This is a genomic window from Denitratisoma sp., from assembly GCA_032027165.1.
GTDB lineage: Bacteria > Pseudomonadota > Gammaproteobacteria > Burkholderiales > Rhodocyclaceae > Desulfobacillus.
This window is the reverse complement of record JAVSMO010000001.1, coordinates 648,245-663,264: the sequence shown is the minus strand read 5'-3', so window position 1 is coordinate 663,264 and position 15,020 is coordinate 648,245. Positions and strand designations below refer to the sequence as shown.

14 protein-coding genes are annotated in these 15,020 nt (G+C 68.4%); 4 read left to right on the top strand and 10 right to left on the bottom strand.

All coding sequences use genetic code 11. The annotated features are described in order from the left end of the window. Positions 1 to 12: 12 nt before the first annotated feature. The 10 genes from ROZ00_03190 to ROZ00_03145 all read right to left on the bottom strand — a co-directional run bounded on the left by ROZ00_03190 (position 13) and on the right by ROZ00_03145 (position 10,150). On the bottom strand, positions 13 to 1,389 hold the full coding sequence (locus tag ROZ00_03190) for an ATP-binding protein (GenBank protein MDT3735212.1): 1,377 nt from the start codon (positions 1,387 to 1,389) through the stop codon (positions 13 to 15). A gap of 2 nt (positions 1,390 to 1,391) precedes the next feature. Next, entirely contained in the window at positions 1,392 to 1,874 is a 483-nt protein-coding gene (gene nikR / locus ROZ00_03185) for a nickel-responsive transcriptional regulator NikR (GenBank protein MDT3735211.1), read from the bottom strand. A 68-nt stretch (positions 1,875 to 1,942) separates the two neighbouring features. Then, the gene (locus ROZ00_03180; GenBank protein MDT3735210.1) at positions 1,943 to 2,764 is read right to left on the bottom strand and encodes a ferredoxin--NADP reductase; all 822 of its coding nucleotides are present in this window, start codon (positions 2,762 to 2,764) and stop codon (positions 1,943 to 1,945) included. A gap of 109 nt (positions 2,765 to 2,873) precedes the next feature. After that, positions 2,874 to 3,200, bottom strand: coding sequence for a ferredoxin family protein (locus tag ROZ00_03175; GenBank protein MDT3735209.1), 327 nt, complete (start codon positions 3,198 to 3,200; stop codon positions 2,874 to 2,876). Between the two features lie 13 nt (positions 3,201 to 3,213). After that, complete coding sequence (locus tag ROZ00_03170) at positions 3,214 to 4,176, bottom strand: acyl-CoA dehydratase activase (protein ID MDT3735208.1); 963 nt, start codon at positions 4,174 to 4,176, stop codon at positions 3,214 to 3,216. 2 nt (positions 4,177 to 4,178) lie between these two features. Further along, positions 4,179 to 5,000 carry an acyl-CoA dehydratase activase gene (locus tag ROZ00_03165; protein ID MDT3735207.1) on the bottom strand — a complete coding sequence of 274 codons (822 nt, stop codon included), beginning with the start codon at positions 4,998 to 5,000 and terminating at the stop codon, positions 4,179 to 4,181. Positions 5,001 to 5,013: 13 nt separating this feature from the next. After that, complete coding sequence (locus ROZ00_03160; GenBank protein MDT3735206.1) at positions 5,014 to 6,348, bottom strand: 2-hydroxyacyl-CoA dehydratase family protein; 1,335 nt, start codon at positions 6,346 to 6,348, stop codon at positions 5,014 to 5,016. A gap of 15 nt (positions 6,349 to 6,363) precedes the next feature. After that, positions 6,364 to 7,545, bottom strand: coding sequence for a 2-hydroxyacyl-CoA dehydratase (locus ROZ00_03155; protein ID MDT3735205.1), 1,182 nt, complete (start codon positions 7,543 to 7,545; stop codon positions 6,364 to 6,366). A 146-nt stretch (positions 7,546 to 7,691) separates the two neighbouring features. Continuing rightward, positions 7,692 to 9,119 carry a nickel-dependent hydrogenase large subunit gene (locus ROZ00_03150; GenBank protein MDT3735204.1) on the bottom strand — a complete coding sequence of 476 codons (1,428 nt, stop codon included), beginning with the start codon at positions 9,117 to 9,119 and terminating at the stop codon, positions 7,692 to 7,694. Next, the gene (locus ROZ00_03145; protein MDT3735203.1) at positions 9,116 to 10,150 is read right to left on the bottom strand and encodes a HupU protein; all 1,035 of its coding nucleotides are present in this window, start codon (positions 10,148 to 10,150) and stop codon (positions 9,116 to 9,118) included. Before ROZ00_03145 ends, ROZ00_03150 begins: the two co-directional genes overlap by 4 nt. Before the next feature lie 220 nt (positions 10,151 to 10,370). Here ROZ00_03145 and ROZ00_03140 point away from each other — a divergent pair, with 220 nt between their 5' ends. From ROZ00_03140 to ROZ00_03125, 4 genes are all read left to right on the top strand, one after another. Next, complete coding sequence (locus tag ROZ00_03140) at positions 10,371 to 10,946, top strand: NnrU family protein (GenBank protein ID MDT3735202.1); 576 nt, start codon at positions 10,371 to 10,373, stop codon at positions 10,944 to 10,946. Between the two features lie 85 nt (positions 10,947 to 11,031). Further along, on the top strand, positions 11,032 to 12,651 hold the full coding sequence (locus tag ROZ00_03135; GenBank protein MDT3735201.1) for a peptide chain release factor 3: 1,620 nt from the start codon (positions 11,032 to 11,034) through the stop codon (positions 12,649 to 12,651). A gap of 147 nt (positions 12,652 to 12,798) precedes the next feature. Continuing rightward, entirely contained in the window at positions 12,799 to 14,328 is a 1,530-nt protein-coding gene (locus tag ROZ00_03130; protein MDT3735200.1) for a DUF4118 domain-containing protein, read from the top strand. Beyond that, positions 14,325 to 15,014 (top strand): response regulator, encoded by a 690-nt coding sequence (locus tag ROZ00_03125; GenBank protein ID MDT3735199.1) that lies wholly within the window; start codon positions 14,325 to 14,327, stop codon positions 15,012 to 15,014. Before ROZ00_03130 ends, ROZ00_03125 begins: the two co-directional genes overlap by 4 nt. The last annotated feature ends 6 nt before the right edge of the window (positions 15,015 to 15,020 follow it).

Below are 15,020 nucleotides of genomic sequence, written 5' to 3'. Positions count from 1 at the left end.
ATGGGAAAGCGCCTAACCGGCCAGCGGCAAAGTCAGTGTCAGCACGGCGCCGCCTTCCGGATGGTTGGAGGCCTTCAACTGGCCGCGGTGCCGCTCGACGATGCCGTAGCTGATCGACAGGCCCAGCCCGGTGCCCTTGCCGACCGGCTTGGTGGTGAAGAAGGGATCGAAGACGTGGCCGAGGCTGTCATCCCTGAAACCCGGCCCGTTGTCGCGGAAGGTGAGCACCACGCTGCGGGCGCGCGGCTCGGCGCGGATATCCAGCCGGGCATCGGGCTGGTGCTCCGTACTGTCGATCGCGTTCTGCACCAGGTTCACCAGCACCTGCTGCATCTGGCCGGATGATCCCGAGACGGGAATCTCCTTCGGCACGTCGAGGCTGACCTTGATTTTCGATCCCGAGGCCTTCGCCACCCAGTGCACCGAGCGCTCCAGCACCTCGGCCAGGTTGAAGGTTTCCTCCTCGCCGCGGTCCTGCGCCGAGAAGCGCTTCAGGCCGGCGACGATGTCGCGCGTGCGCTCGGCGCCCTCGATGGTGCCGTCGATGAGCGGCTTCATGTCCTCCATCAGGCGGTCGATGCGCAGGCTCTTGCGCAGCTCGGCCACCTCTGCCGCCGGCCGGCCGGCGTGGATGGCGGCGAGGTATTCCTGCATGCGACTGCCGTAGCGCTGCAGGGCATAGACGTTGCCGAGGACGAAACTGATCGGGTTGTTCAGTTCGTGCGCGACGCCGGCGACCAGGCGGCCGAGCGAGGCCATCTTCTCGGAATGGATGAGCTGCTGCTGGGCGAGCTTGAGGTCCTCGTGCGCCTGGCGCAGCTGGTCGTAGGCGCGGCGCAGGTCGCCCACCGGGCGGCCGGTCATCACCATGCCGACGAACTTGCCGACCGGCGACAGGCGCGGCGTGCAGTTCACCGCCACCGGCATTTCCGGCGCGTAGCGGCACTTGAAGTGCAGCTCGCAGTCCTGGATGCGCTCGCTGTGCAGGTCGCGCAGGAAGCGGCGCGCCTGCTCGCGCGAGGCGTCGTCGGCGAAGAGGTCGATCAGCGGCGTGCCGCGCAGCTCGGCCTCGCTTTTTCCCACCAGGTCGGCGAGCGCCTGGTTCACCTCCTGGATGACGCCGTGGCGGTCGCACACCACCAGCACGTCGGACATCGAGGTAAGCACGCTGAAGATGAACTTCTGCGTCTCCTCGAGCTTGGCGTTCTTCTCCTCCAGCGCCACCTCGTACTGCAGGAGGTCGGAGTACACCTCGTCCATCTTGCGGATGACGTCGATCCAGACGTCCTCGCCGACGCCCTCAGGCGGGCGGTCGAGCACGTGCGCCGGCAGGGTCGGCAGGTAGACCTGCGTTTCCTGCGCCGGCTTGGGATCGGGCCGCTTCGGCATGGTCAGCTCTTCGGCCGGCTGTGCACGTGGTAGGGGTGGTCCGGCCCGTGGTGGTGGCCGTGATGGTGCTTGCGGCCGGCGTTGACGTCGGCGGGAATCAGGTTGAGCGCGCCGTGGCGCACGCCGCGCTCGGCCGTCACGGAATCGGCGAAGGCGCGCACCGCCGCAGTCGGCCCGCGCAGGATCACCGTCTCGAGGCAGTTGTCGTGGTCGAGGTGGGCATGCATGGTCGACACGGTGAGGTCGTGGTGGTCGTGGCTCTGCGCGGTGAGCCGCTCGGCGAGGTCGCGTTCGTGGTGGTTGTAGACGTAGGAGAGCGCGGCGATGCAGTCGGGCGCCTCCTCGCGGGCGAGGCGGCTCGCCTCCAGCTTCTCGCGCAGGATGTCGCGCACCGCCTCCGAGCGGTTGCTGTAGCCGCGCTCGCGGATCAACCGGTCGAATTCCTTGGCCAGCTTCTCGTCGAGCGAGATGGTGAAGCGTTCCATGGCCTCTCCTCAAGGCAAGCGGCCGGCCGCGCCGGCGCCAACCCCGCCTATGTTACAGCCTGTGAGGCCTACCAGTAATTCTCGAAGGCCATCTGGCCGGCGACGCCGCGGCGGCCGGTCTGCAGGCCGCGCGCGGAGAGCTGGCCGCGCAGTTCGCGCGCCATCTCGGGGTTGCCGCAGACCATAACGCGCGCGTCCTCGCGCGTCAGCGGCACGCCGGCCGCCGCCTCGAGGCGGCCGTCGCCAAGGAGTTGCGGAATGCGCGCCGAAAACGCGGCCGTGCCGGGCTCGCGCGTGACGACGGGAATGTGGCGCAGCTTCGCCCGGGCGCCGGCGAACAATTCTTCGCCGGGCAGCGCCAGGATGCCGTCACGGTAGGCCAGCTCGGCCTCGCGCCGCACGCTGTGCACCACGATCAGGCGCTCGAAGTCCTGCCAGACCTGCGGCTCGCGCAGGATGGAGACGAAGGGGCCGAGGCCGCTGCCGCTGGCCAGCAGCCACAGTTCCCGGCCCGGCGCCAGCTGATCGAGGGTGAGGAAGCCGTAGCTGGCCTTCTCGACGAGCACGGTATCGCCCGCGGCGAGCCTTTCCAGGCGCGCGGAAAAGGCGCCGCCCGGCACCAGCACGGCGAGGAACTCGAGATGCTCGTCGTAGGCCGCCGAGACGACGGAGAAGGGCCGCCACACCGCTCCGCCCTCGCCCTCCAGCCCCAGCCGGGCGTAGTGCCCCGGCGTGAAGCGGAAGCCTTTATGGCGCGTCAGGCGGATGGAGAGCAGCGTCGGCGTCCAGCGGCGGATCGACAGCACGCGCTCCGCCGTCCATTTCGCGCCGCCGGGCGGCGGCAGTGCTGCCGGGGGGCGGCGCAGGCCCGCTTCGACGATGACGCCCATCTCCGTGCTCCCTTCGCTGGCGGTTAATGATGTATATCGTTTACATCTTCAATATAGCGCCGTTGCGGACGATAAGCAATATATTATCTACATCTTTTACGGCACGCCCCTACTCGCGGCGCAGTTCGTCGCGCTTTTCCTTGACGCGTCCCCAGCGCTCCGCCTCCGGCAGGGCGTCCTTCTTCTCGACGATGGCCGGCCACAGGGCGGCCAGCTCGGCGTTGAGGGCGATGTACTCCTGCATGCCGTCGGGCACCTCCTCCTCCGCGTAGATGGCGTCGACCGGGCATTCCGGCACGCACAGCGTGCAGTCGATGCACTCGTTCGGGTCGATGACCAGGAAATTCGGCCCCTCGCGGAAGGCGTCGACGGGGCAGACGTCGACGCAGTCGGTGTGCTTGCACTGGATGCAGGCTTCGGTGACGACGTAGGTCATGGCGGGTTTCCTTTCACGCGGCGGCGCCGGCCGGATGCAGCGTCACCTTGGCCACTACCGGGCAATCGCCGCCGGGCGCGCAGGGCTCCGCCGCCTTCTTCACGGCGATGGCCGACCAGCGCTTGCGGGTCGGTGCGTCGACGGCACCGAGGTTGGCCGCCGTCGGCGGGATCGGCTTGCCTTCGGCGAGCAGCTTCTCGGCGCGGCGCAAGCCGAGCAGCGCCGCGCCCATGGCGCCGTTCAACTGGCCGAGCCCGTTCGGCGCGATGTTGAACTTGCCCTTCAGGTTGTCCTCGAGCGCCTTGATCATCGCCGCGTTGTGCGTCATGCCGCCGGTCAGCATGTAGCCGGCTTCGAGGCCGACGCGGCGCATCAGCTGCACGGCGCGACCGCCCAGCGCCACCATGGCGCCCATCATGATGTCTTCCGCCGGCACGCCGTTGGCGAGGTGGTTGATGACCTCGGATTCGGCGAACACCGCGCAGACGCTGCTGACTTCCACGGGCTTGGTCGCGCGCAGCGCGTAGGGGCCGATGTCGGCGGTGGTGAGGCCGAGGTAGCGCGCCGTCTTCTCGAGGAAGGCGCCGGTGCCGGCGGCGCACTTGTCGTTGAGGCGGAAGGCGCGCACGCGGCCGTCGCCGTCCACGCGGACGGCCTTGATGTCCTGGCCGCCGATGTCGAGGAGGGTGCGCGTGTCGGGGAAGAGATGCGCCGCCGCATGGGCGTGGGCGGTGAGCTCGGTCACCTGGGTGTGGCGAAAGGCCACCGTGTGGCGGCCGTAGCCGGTCGCCGCGACGTAGGTGACGTCCTCGCGGGCGACGCCGGCATTCTTCAGCAGTTCCTCGAAGACGCCCTCGGAGGCCTGGTTGAGCTTGAAGCCGGTGCGGCGCACCGCCTGGCCGACGACCTTGCGCTCGCCGTCGATCAGGATGGCCTTGGAATAGGTGGATCCGATGTCGATGCCTGCAACGTACATGATCAAGCCTCCTCTGCCATGGCGAGGGCGGGCTGCGCCGCTGCGCCGAACATGCGGTCGTGGGAAAACAGCGCGGCGCCCAGCGCGCCGCAGAAATGCGCGTCCTGGCTGACGTTGATGCGCATGCCGATCAACTCCTCGATCAGCCTGACCATCGCCACGTTGCGGCTGACGCCGCCGGTGAAGGTCACTTCCGGCTCGATGCCGACGCGCCGCGCCAGCGACACGCAGCGGCTGGCGATGGCCTGGTGCACGCCCATCAGCACGTCCTCGGAAGGAATGCCCTTGGCGAGGTGGCTGATGATCTCCGACTCGGCGAACACCGTGCAGGTCGTCGTGATGCGCACCGGGTTGGTCGATTTCATCGCCAGCGGGCCCAGCTCGGCGAGGGGCATCTCGAGGGCGTAGGAGGCGGCGCCGAGGAAGCGCCCGGTGCCGGCGGCGCACTTGTCGTTCATGGTGAAGTCCTCGACCTTGCCGTCGGCGCCGACGCGGATCGCCTTGGTGTCCTGGCCGCCGATGTCGATCACCGTGCGCGTCATCGGGAACAGCGAGACCGCGCCGCGCGCGTGGCAGCTGATCTCCGTCACCTGCTCGCGGCCGAAGGTCACCTTGTAGCGGCCGTAGCCTGTGCCGGCCACCCAGACGACGTCGCCCTCGGCGATGCCGGCGTTGTCGAGCGCGGCGCGGAAGGCGTCCTGCGCCACCGTCACCATGCTGGTCTCCATGTCGAGCAGCGCGCGCCCGACGATGGCCTTGTTCTCGTCGACGATGATCGCCTTGGTCTGCGTCGATCCGACGTCCACTCCTGCAACGTATTTCATGTGTGTTCTCCTTTCAGGCCGTCGCCACGGTCTTGCGGGCCAGGGGCGCGCCGCCGCCGCGCTGGTGCAGCGCTTCGAAGAAGGCGTCGACGCGGTTCTTGATCTGCGCGTCCGACCAGTAGCGCGGATCGATCAGGTCGGATTCGATGTAGAGGGTCGGCACGTCGAGACGCTTGTTGATGAACTCGCGCGTGTCGGCCATGCCGGACGAGACGAAGCGGCAGCTCTTGATGCCGTGGAAGACGACGCCGTCCACTTCGTAGTCCTTGATCTGCTGGGCCAGGCGCTCGTGGGCGAAGAACTGGTTGGACAGGCCGCGCTGCGCCGCCAGCGCCGTCACCTCGGCCAGGCTCTCGAGCGGGCGCGAGGTGTCGTAGCGCAGCTCGGTGGCGTCCATGCCGCCGGCGGCGAAGGTGAGGTAGTCGGAATAGGCGAAGACGCCGCCCCAGGTCTCGAACAGCTCGACCAGCCGGCGCATCGAGACGTAGCACGGCGTGCCGGAGAAGAGCAGGCGGAAGCGCTCCTCGGCCACGCGGCCCTCGCCGCGGCCGACCTTGGCCTTGAGGTGCTCTTCGAGCCGGCGCATGAACTCCACGCCCTCCTCGGTGCCGCGATGCACGTTCATGATGCCGATGTAGGTGAGGCCGTCCAGCATGGCGTTGAAGGGCGCCGGGCACTGGCGGTTGAGCGCCATGACGTTGTTCCAGTGGTCGACCATCTTGTTCACGCGGGCTTCCACCTCGGCCAGCTTGTCCATGTCGAAGCGCTTGCCGGTGATGCGCTCGCACTGGGCGATCAGTTCCTGGAACTGCGCCTCGACCCAGCGCGCGTCGGCGGCGTGCTGGGCGTCGCCCGGGCGCACCTGCCAGCCGGCGGCGCGCTGGCCGGGCAGGTCGAGCACGAAGGTCGGCGTCTTCAGCCAGCGTTCCCAGATCTCGGCCCACTTGATGAAGGTGCCGCACATGTTCGAGGCGACGGCCAGGCTGGCCTTCGGGATGCGGCCGGCCGGGTGCTCGTTCTCCTTGAGGATGAGGCCGACGTCGGCCTTGACGTAGGAGCAGACGTCGGGCGACATGCCGTAGTCCTCGGACAGGCGGATGTATTCCTCGGACGCCTTGCGCACGCCGGTCTGCAGCGAGTTGATCTCGGGGAAGACCAGCTCGAAGTCGAAGGCGCGCAGGATCTCGACGGCGTTGCCCATGACGAAGACGTTGGCGACGGCGGCGTTGCGCGCGTTGGCCGTCTCCAGCTGGGCGTACCATTCCTTGATCAGGCGCTGACCCTCGGCGCGGGGATCGAAGTCGTCGGCGGCCGCCGGGGCGGGATGCTGCAGGGTTGCGGTGCTCATGTCTCTCTCCTTTTCTTATGCGAGTGCGAACAGCAGGGATTCGGCGAAGGTCTCCACCTGCATGGACATCTGCTCGAACGAGGTCATCTTCTCCTCGAACTCGAGCACCAGGTAGGGGATGTTCTCGGCGTCGAGGTGCTTGGACCAGGCCAGCTGCTCGTCGAGGCCGGGCTCGCAGAACTTCGCCGCGGTGAGGATGGCGGCGTCGGCCTTCGATTTGCGCAGCATGTCCATCAGGTAGTCTTCCTTCATCTTGCGCGCGTCGTGCTGCACCGGGCTGGCGTCGGAGCGCTCGACGTAGCTCTCGGCCAGCGCCCAGATCGGGTCGCCCGTCTCCGGCACGTCCGCGGTGAGCCAGCGCAGGCCGACGAGGATGTCGTCGTCCACCACGTAGCAGGTCTCGTCGATGGCCTCCAGCATCTCCAGGGGCGGCTGCTCGCAGAAGCCGCCGACGAAGACCACGCGCGGCTTGTCCTGCGCCGGCAGGCTGCGGTGGCGGATGGCGTCCAGCGCCCGCGCCAGCAGCGCGTTGTGCTCCTCGCAGGGCATGCGCGTGCGGGCGCGCAGCAGCAGGTAGGACTCGGTGCAGCTCACCTTCCACGGCTCGTCGCGGCGGATGCGGTAGAGCTCGCGCAGCAGGCGGCGGTTGGCGTTGTAGCTGCGGATGCTGTTGCGCAGCGCCTCGTCGTCGATGGCGCGGCCGGTCTTCTTCTCGAGGTCGGCGCGCAGGCGCTGGTACTCGGCGGCGATGTAGCGCGCCGCGCCCGGCGTGTTCACGTTCTGCGGCAGGTAGAGGATCTGCGCCAGCTGGTCCGGCAGGTTGCGCGACCAGATGCCGGCGAGGTGCTTGGCGGCGTCGCAGATCGGATGGGTGACGAAGCCCGTCATGCCCTGCAGGGTGCCGTTGAGGCCCAGCTCGGTGGTCGAGCGGCAGATCGAGCAGACGAAGGAACCCATGCGCGCATCGGCATGCTTCATCTCCAGCTTGTTGCCGCCGCCGAGAATGTTCACCGGCAGCAGGCCGGCGGCGTGGGCGATCTCTTCGGGGAAATACACCGGGAAGTGGCCGAGGGTGCCGCTGAAGCCCTCGGGCAGTTCGTCCTGGCTGGGGATGGCGGTTTCGCGGGCCGCGGCGTTGCAGCGTTCTAGGACGTTGCTGAGTTCGATCTCGTGATCGTAGGGAACGGGTGCATTCATAGCTCGCCTCCTTGGGTGAGTGAGAAATGTATTTTTATGCATAATTTACATTTCTCATGAACTATGAAGCATTGATTTGCATCAATTCATGATGTTTTTACCCGTTTAATAACATTATTATGCTCATTGTAATGTTTTTAAGCATTTTAATGCACTGTGCAAACCATGCATGGGTCGAAGGAGCGCACGACATGCTGGACGGCGACATTCCCTTCCCCTGCCGGCGTGCCGACCAGGGATTGTTCGAGCGGGCCGGGTGTACCGTCCGAATCGCGCGGCGAGAAATTCCAGGTGGTGGGCGAAATGATCTGGTAGTTGGCGATGCGCCCGTCGGCAACCGACAGCCAATGGCCGAGGCTGCCGCGCGCCGCCTCGACCAGGCCGGCGCCGGAAGCCTCGGACGGCAGCTCGCCCTGCGTGCAGAAGGGCTCGCCGGGCGCCAGCTGCTGCACCCATTTTTCCATCTCGGGCAGGATCACGGCGATCTCCAGCAGGCGGGCGACGACGCGGCTCTTCACGTTGCCGCCGCCGTGCTCGACGAGGTCGCGTGCCAGCGGGTGGCCGTTCACGACCTGGCGCGCCAGCGCGCCGGTCTCCATCGGCAGGCCGGCCAGGCGCGGCGCCTTGCACCAGGTGTAGCCGGCCGCCTTCTCGTCCTGCGGCCGCGTGACGCCCTGCGCCGGATGACGCATCTCGCCCTCCAGCCAGGCGTGGCTGATGTCTTCGGCGATGGCCTGCGCGTCGAGAGCATGCAGTTTCCCGTCCCAGACGCCGCTGCGCAGGAACTGACTTTCCGCTTGCGGATAGTTGCCGTAGCTGATGAAGCGGCCGACGCCGCGGCCGAGCCGTTCCAGCACGAGGTCGTCGGCGATCCCGAGGAAGGCGCCGAAGTCGCCGCGCGGCTTGTCCGCCGCCCAGCGCGCCAGCGCCGCCGCGGAATCGAGCGCGGCGACCGACTCCAGCGCGTCGTTGAACAGAACGGTTTCCAGGTGCCGGCGGAAGTCGCGCAGCAGGCCGAACAGGCGGATCTTCTCCGAGGCCTCCAGCGCGCGCGCCACGCCGCCGGGCTGGATCGCCAGGCTGTGCGGCCATTTGCCGGCCAACGTGCCCAGCGCGGCGAGGAAGGCCGTGCGCGCCGGCATGATGTCCGCCGCGGCCGCGCCGCGCACGGCGCGGAAGCGCTCCGCCGCACGCGCGTGCCAGTCGCGGCCGGCGTACTCGGCGCGCGCGAAATCCGGCATGAAGAACAGGTAGAAGTGCGTGAAGTGATCGGCGACGTTCTCGACGGCATGCGCGAGGTTTCTCGTGATGCGGCCGTTCGGCGCGGGAGCGAGGCCCATGGCGTCGGCCAGCGCAGATGCGGCGGCCATCGACTGCGACACCGAGCAGATGCCGCAGATGCGCGGGGCGAACATCAGCGCATCCATCGGGTGCTTGCCGCGCAGGATCTGCTCGAAGCCGCGGTAGAGCGGCGAGCCGGCCCAGGCCTCGGCGACGACGCCGTCCTTCACCTCCAGCGTCACCTCGAGGTCGCCCTCGACGCGGTTGAAGGGGCCGACAACGATTCTGGTCACTTCAGTCCCGTTTTCTTGACGGCGGGCACCACCACCTGGTGGTCCGCCACGGCGTTGTCGCGCACGCGCTTCGGCGTCGCCGATTTCGACAGCGCGGCGAGCGCGACGAACCAGGCCTTGGGCATGTCGGTGGGCAGGCCGATGGGAATGCCGGCCAGCTTCGGCGTCTCGTGGAAGGGATGGCCCGGCTCCTCGAAGCCCGGCTCGGTGCAGGAGATGCAGGGCGCGCCGCCGCGCGCGCAGGAGCCGTTGCCGTTCCACAGGCGGATGTTGCAGTCGGCGTGCGCCTGCGTGCCCTTGCAGCCCAGGTTCTCCATCAGGCAGCCGAGGTCGGAGGGCTTGTGCGCGCTGGCCTTGAACTCGTAGTACTCGTTGCGCGTGCAGCCGTGGTGCACCAGGTGGTCGGCGAAGAAGCGCGGCCGGTTGAAGCTGTCCAGATCCTTCCCGCCGAATGCGCCCAGCGCCAGCGCCGTCAGCGTCTCGGTGACCCAGTCCGGGTGGCAGGGGCAGCCGGCGATGTTGATGACGGGCAGGCCGCCGCGGCTCTTCCAGTTGGCGCCGAGCAGGCCGCCGGGCTGGTCGCCCTCGTACTGCAGGCCGCAGGCGTCGGTGACGTTCTCGCCCGCCGCGGCGACGCCGCCCCAGGCGGCGCAGCTGCCGACGGCCAGGGTGTAGCGCGCGGCCTGCGCGATCTCCTTCACCCAATCCATCATCGGCCGGCCGCTGCCGGCATGGCGATGGAAGCCGCCGCTGCCGCGCGGCCCGCGCAGCAGCGCGCCCTCGACGCACAGCGCATCGACGGCCAGCTCGCCGGCGGCGCAGCGCTCGAGGATGCGCGTCGCTTCCTCGCCGCTCTCCTCGGACAGGCTCGGATGCCAGAGGATGCGCACGCCCACCGCCTCGAGCGCGGCCGTCGGCTCGCGCGCGCCCGAGCAGAGCAGCGACATCGTGCAGCCGCCGCAACCGGCCGATTGCAGCCAGAGCAGGTTGAATGAAGCCGGCATCGAAAACGGTTCCGTACGCTCGTTCATGGGGCCGAGCTTGCCGTGGAATGCCCAGGCAGGCAAGCGGCCCGGTCAAAAGCATTCCAAGTTCCATGCCAGCAACGACCTGATTGGATTACAAGGGCTTGCGGGACTTTCCCGGCGCGCGGGCGGACGCCGCGCGGACGAAATGCAATCCGCATCGGAAGGCGCCGTTGCATGCCGCCGGGGCGCGTAGGATACTGCCGCCTCGCCCATGGAGACCCGCATGAGTTATCTCGTCCTCGGCCTGCTGCTGTTCCTCGGTACCCACTCCATCCGCATCGTCGCCGACGGCTGGCGCACGGCGCAGGTCGGCCGCCTCGGCCTGAACCGCTGGAAGGGACTGTACTCGCTGGTCTCGGCCCTCGGCCTCGGCCTGGTCGTCTGGGGCTACGGCCTGGCGCGGGCCGAGCCGGTGGCGCTGTGGGCGCCGCCCGCGTGGACGCGCCATCTCGCCGCGCTGCTGACCCTGCCCGCCTTCATCCTGATCGCCGCCGCCTACGTGCCGGGCAGCCGCATCAAGGCAGCCCTCGGCCACCCGATGCTGGCGGGGGTGAAGGTGTGGGCCGTCGCCCACCTGCTGTCGAACGGCAACCTCGCCGACGCCCTGCTGTTCGGCGCCTTCCTGCTCTGGGCGGTGATCGACTTCCGTTCGGCGCGGCAGCGCGATCGTGCGGCGGGCGTCAGCTACCGGGCGGGAACCGCGTCACGCGACGGCATGGTGATCGCCGCCGGCGCCGGCGCCTGGGCGCTGTTCGCCGGCTTCCTGCACCTCTGGCTGATCGGCGTGCGGCCGTATTAGAACGCCGACCCTGCTGTTATAATTCGCACCGTCCTCTTGCCGCCTGCCCCACCGGCCGGCGGCTTTTGTTTTCTCAAAGCCGAACATGAACGCCCCGACCTTCCCCGCCGACCTGCTGCGCGACGTGCAGAGGCGGCGCACCTTCGCCATCATCTCCCACCCCGACGCCGGCAAGACGACGCTGACGGAAAAGCTGCTGCTCTTCGGCGGCGCCATCCAGATGGCCGGCACGGTGAAGGCGCGGAAAAGCGCGCGCCACGCCACCTCCGACTGGATGGAAGTCGAGAAGCAGCGCGGCATTTCGGTCACCAGTTCGGTGATGCAGTTCGACTACGGCGGCCACACCATCAACCTGCTCGACACGCCGGGCCACCAGGACTTCTCCGAGGACACCTACCGCGTGCTCACCGCCGTCGACGCCGCGGTGATGGTGGTCGACGCCGCCAAGGGCGTGGAAGCGCAGACCATCAAGCTGCTCGAAGTCTGCCGCCTTCGCAACACGCCGATCATCACCTTCGTGAACAAGATGGACCGCGAGGTGCGCGAGCCGATGGCGCTGATCGAGGAGATCGAGTCGGTGCTGAAGATCGACTGCGCGCCGATCAGCTGGCCGCTCGGCATGGGCAAGACCTTCCGCGGCGTCTGGCACCTGCTGCACGAGCAGCTGATGCGCTTCAAGCCGGGCGAGGAGCACGCCGGCGGCGAGACCGAACTGATCGAGGGCCTCGCCAACCCGAAGCTCGACGAACTCTTCCCGCTCGAGATCGGCCAACTGCGCGACGACGTCGAGCTGATCCAGGGCGCCAGCCACCCCTTCGACATCACCGCCTTCCTCGCGGGGCAGCAGACGCCGGTGTTCTTCGGCTCCGGCATCAACAACTTCGGCGTGCGCGAGATCCTGCAGGCGCTGGTCGAGTGGGCGCCGCCGCCGCAGCCGCGCGACGGCGGCACGCGCCTGGTGCAGCCGGCCGAAGCGCCGTTCACCGGCTTCGTCTTCAAGATCCAGGCCAACATGGACCCGAAGCACCGCGACCGCATCGCCTTCTTCCGCGTCTGCTCGGGCCGCTACACGCCGGGGATGAAAGTCAGTCACCGCAGGACGGCAAAGGAGATGAAGCTCGCCAACGCGCTGACCTTCATGGCCAACGAACGCGTGGCGAGCGAGGACGCGGTGGCCGGCGACATCATCGGCATCCACAACCACGGCCAGCTGCAGATCGGCGACACGCTGACGGAAGGCGAGGCGCTCGGCTTCAAGGGCATCCCCTACTTCGCGCCGGAACTCTTCCGCGTCGCGCGGCCGCGCGACCCCTTCAAGTCGAAGCAGCTGGAAAAGGGCCTGCAGGAACTGGGCGAGGAAGGCGCCATCCAGGTGTTCCAGGCGGCGGTCGGCAACAACCTGCTGCTCGGCGCCGTCGGCGTGCTGCAGTTCGAGATCGTCGCCCAGCGGCTGGCCACCGAGTACAAGGTCGACGCCCTCTACGACGCCGCCAGCATCTCGACGGCGCGCTGGCTCACCTACCCCGACGAAGCGACGCGCCGCGACTTCGAGCGCGAGCAGGCCGCCGCGCTCGCCAGCGACGTCGACGGCAACCCGGTCTTCCTCGCCACCAACAAGTACAACCTGCAGGTCACCCAGGAGCGCTGGCCCAAGGTCGGCTTCCACACCACCCGCGAGCACGGGCAGCGCGTGGCGCATTCGTAGGAAAAGTCAGTCCCGGGGATACGGCGCGCCGGCCGGGATGGCGCGTTCGTCCGTCAATCAGCATTCGGACCGTACCCACCGTTTACGCCTTTTTTACGCCGTCTGTAGGACACTGCCGCCATAACGATTCGGCACAGGCGTTCAACGATGAACTTCAAGGTGTCTCCGTGGTGGCAGCAATGGCGTTACCCCCTGGCGGCCGCGCTCTGCATCGCCACGATGCTGGTGTTGCTGCCCCTGCGGGAACGGCTCGATGTCGCCAACGTCGACATGCTGTTCCTGCTCGCCGTGTTCGTCGTTGCCGTCCGCTTCGGGCGCGGGCCGGCGGTATTGGCGGCGTTTCTCAGCGTCGCCCTGTTCGACTTCTTCTTCGTTCCGCCCTACCTCTCCTTCGCCGTCGCCGACGCCCAGTACCTGATCACCTTCGCCGTGATGCTGGCCATCGGCCTGATCACCTCCCACCTGGTCGCCCGCCTCGCCGAGCGCACCGAGGCGGCGCAGGCCAGCGAGCGCGAAACGCGGCAGCTCTACGAACTGGCGCGGGAGCTGGGCACCGCCCTGAGCATCGAGCAGGTGGACGAAATCATCGGCCGCTTTCACGCGCATCTCGACCTGACGGCCACCTTGCTGATCGCCGAGCCCGGGCACGCGCAGGGCCCGCTGCGCCCCTGCGGACCCAGGCACCTTGCCCCCCTCGAACTGAATTTCGCCCTTTCGGCGTATCAACGCAATGCGATCGTCGAGACCGACTCCCTGGCGGGCACCGGCATCGCCATCCTGTTCCTGCCCCTGTCCGCCGCCTCCGCCTCGAATCGCGCCCTGGGCGTCCTCGCCTCGGGTCCCCGCACTGACGACCTGGAAAAAGTGCGCGGCCATCGCCCCTTGCTGGAAGCGGCGGCCTCCCTGGTTGCCATCACCCTCGAGCGGCTGCATTACGCCGAAGTCGCCCGGCGCGGCGAGGTGCAGATTTCCGCCGAACGGCTGCGCAACTCCATACTGGCCTCGCTCTCGCACGATCTGCGCACGCCGCTGACCAGCCTGATCGGGCTGGCCGACACGCTCGCACAAGGACGTTCGCCTTCCGGCGCGGCGACGGCCGAAACCGCCGGCATCATCCGCGACCAGGCCCGGGCCATGCACCATATGCTCTCCAACATGCTGGAAATGGCACGCCTGCAGGCGGGGAATGTCTCCCTCAAGCCGGAGTGGCAGCCCTTCGAGGAAGTCGTCGGTTCCAGCACCCGGCTGCTGGCCCATTTACTGGCAGGCCGCCCCCTGTCCATCCGGCTGCCCGGGGATCTGCCGCTGGTCCGCTTCGACGCCGTGCTCATCGAACGCGTGCTCTGCAACCTGCTGGAGAACGCCGCCAAGTATTCCCCGGAGGGCTCGCCGATCGGCATCGCCGCCTGCGTCAAGGAGGGCATGCTGGAAGTCTCGGTCGACAACGACGGCCCGGGCTTCCCGCCGGACCGCATCGAAGCGGTCTTCGACCCGTTCGTGCGCGGCCACGCCGAGACGCCGATATCCGGCACGGGGCTTGGGCTGGCCATCAGCAAGGCCATCGTCCACGCCCATGGCGGCACCATCGAGGCCGCGAACCGGCCCGGCGGCGCCTGCGTGCGCTTTGCCCTGCCGCTGGGCACGCCACCCGTGATGGACGAGGAGGCGCCTGAATGAATGAGATCGCCGGAAGGGTCGTCGTCGTCGAGGACGAGAGCCAGATACGGCGCTTCGTCTGCGATGCGCTGCGGCGCGAAGGCTGCACCGCCGTCGAGTCCGCCACGGCACGCCAGGGCCTGGATGCCGCCGCTGCCGGCAAGCCCGACCTGGTCATCCTCGATCTCGGCCTGCCCGACATGGGCGGGCTGGAATTCATCGGCGCCCTGCGCGCCTGGTCGAAGGTGCCGATCCTCATCCTCTCCGCCCGCGCCGCCGAAGAAGACAAGGTCGCGGCGCTCGATGCCGGCGCGGACGACTACCTGACCAAGCCTTTCGGCGTCGGCGAACTGCTGGCCAGGGTGCGCGCCCTGCTGCGGCGGCACGCCCTGGAGGAGGACGCCACGCCGCTGCGCCGCTTCGGCGAGGTCGAAGTCGACCTGTCGCGGCGCCAGGTGCGCCGCAACGACGCGGACGTCCATCTGACCCAGATCGAATACCGCCTGCTGGCGGTGCTGCTGGCCAACGAGGGCAAGGTGATGACGCATCGCCACTTGATGCGCGAGGTCTGGGGCCCCGGCCACGCCGAACTGGGGCATTACCTGCGCATCTACGTCGGCCGCCTGCGCCAGAAACTCGAAGACGATCCCGCCCGGCCCCGGCATTTCCTCACCGAAACCGGGGTCGGCTACCGCTTTCAATCCTGATCCACG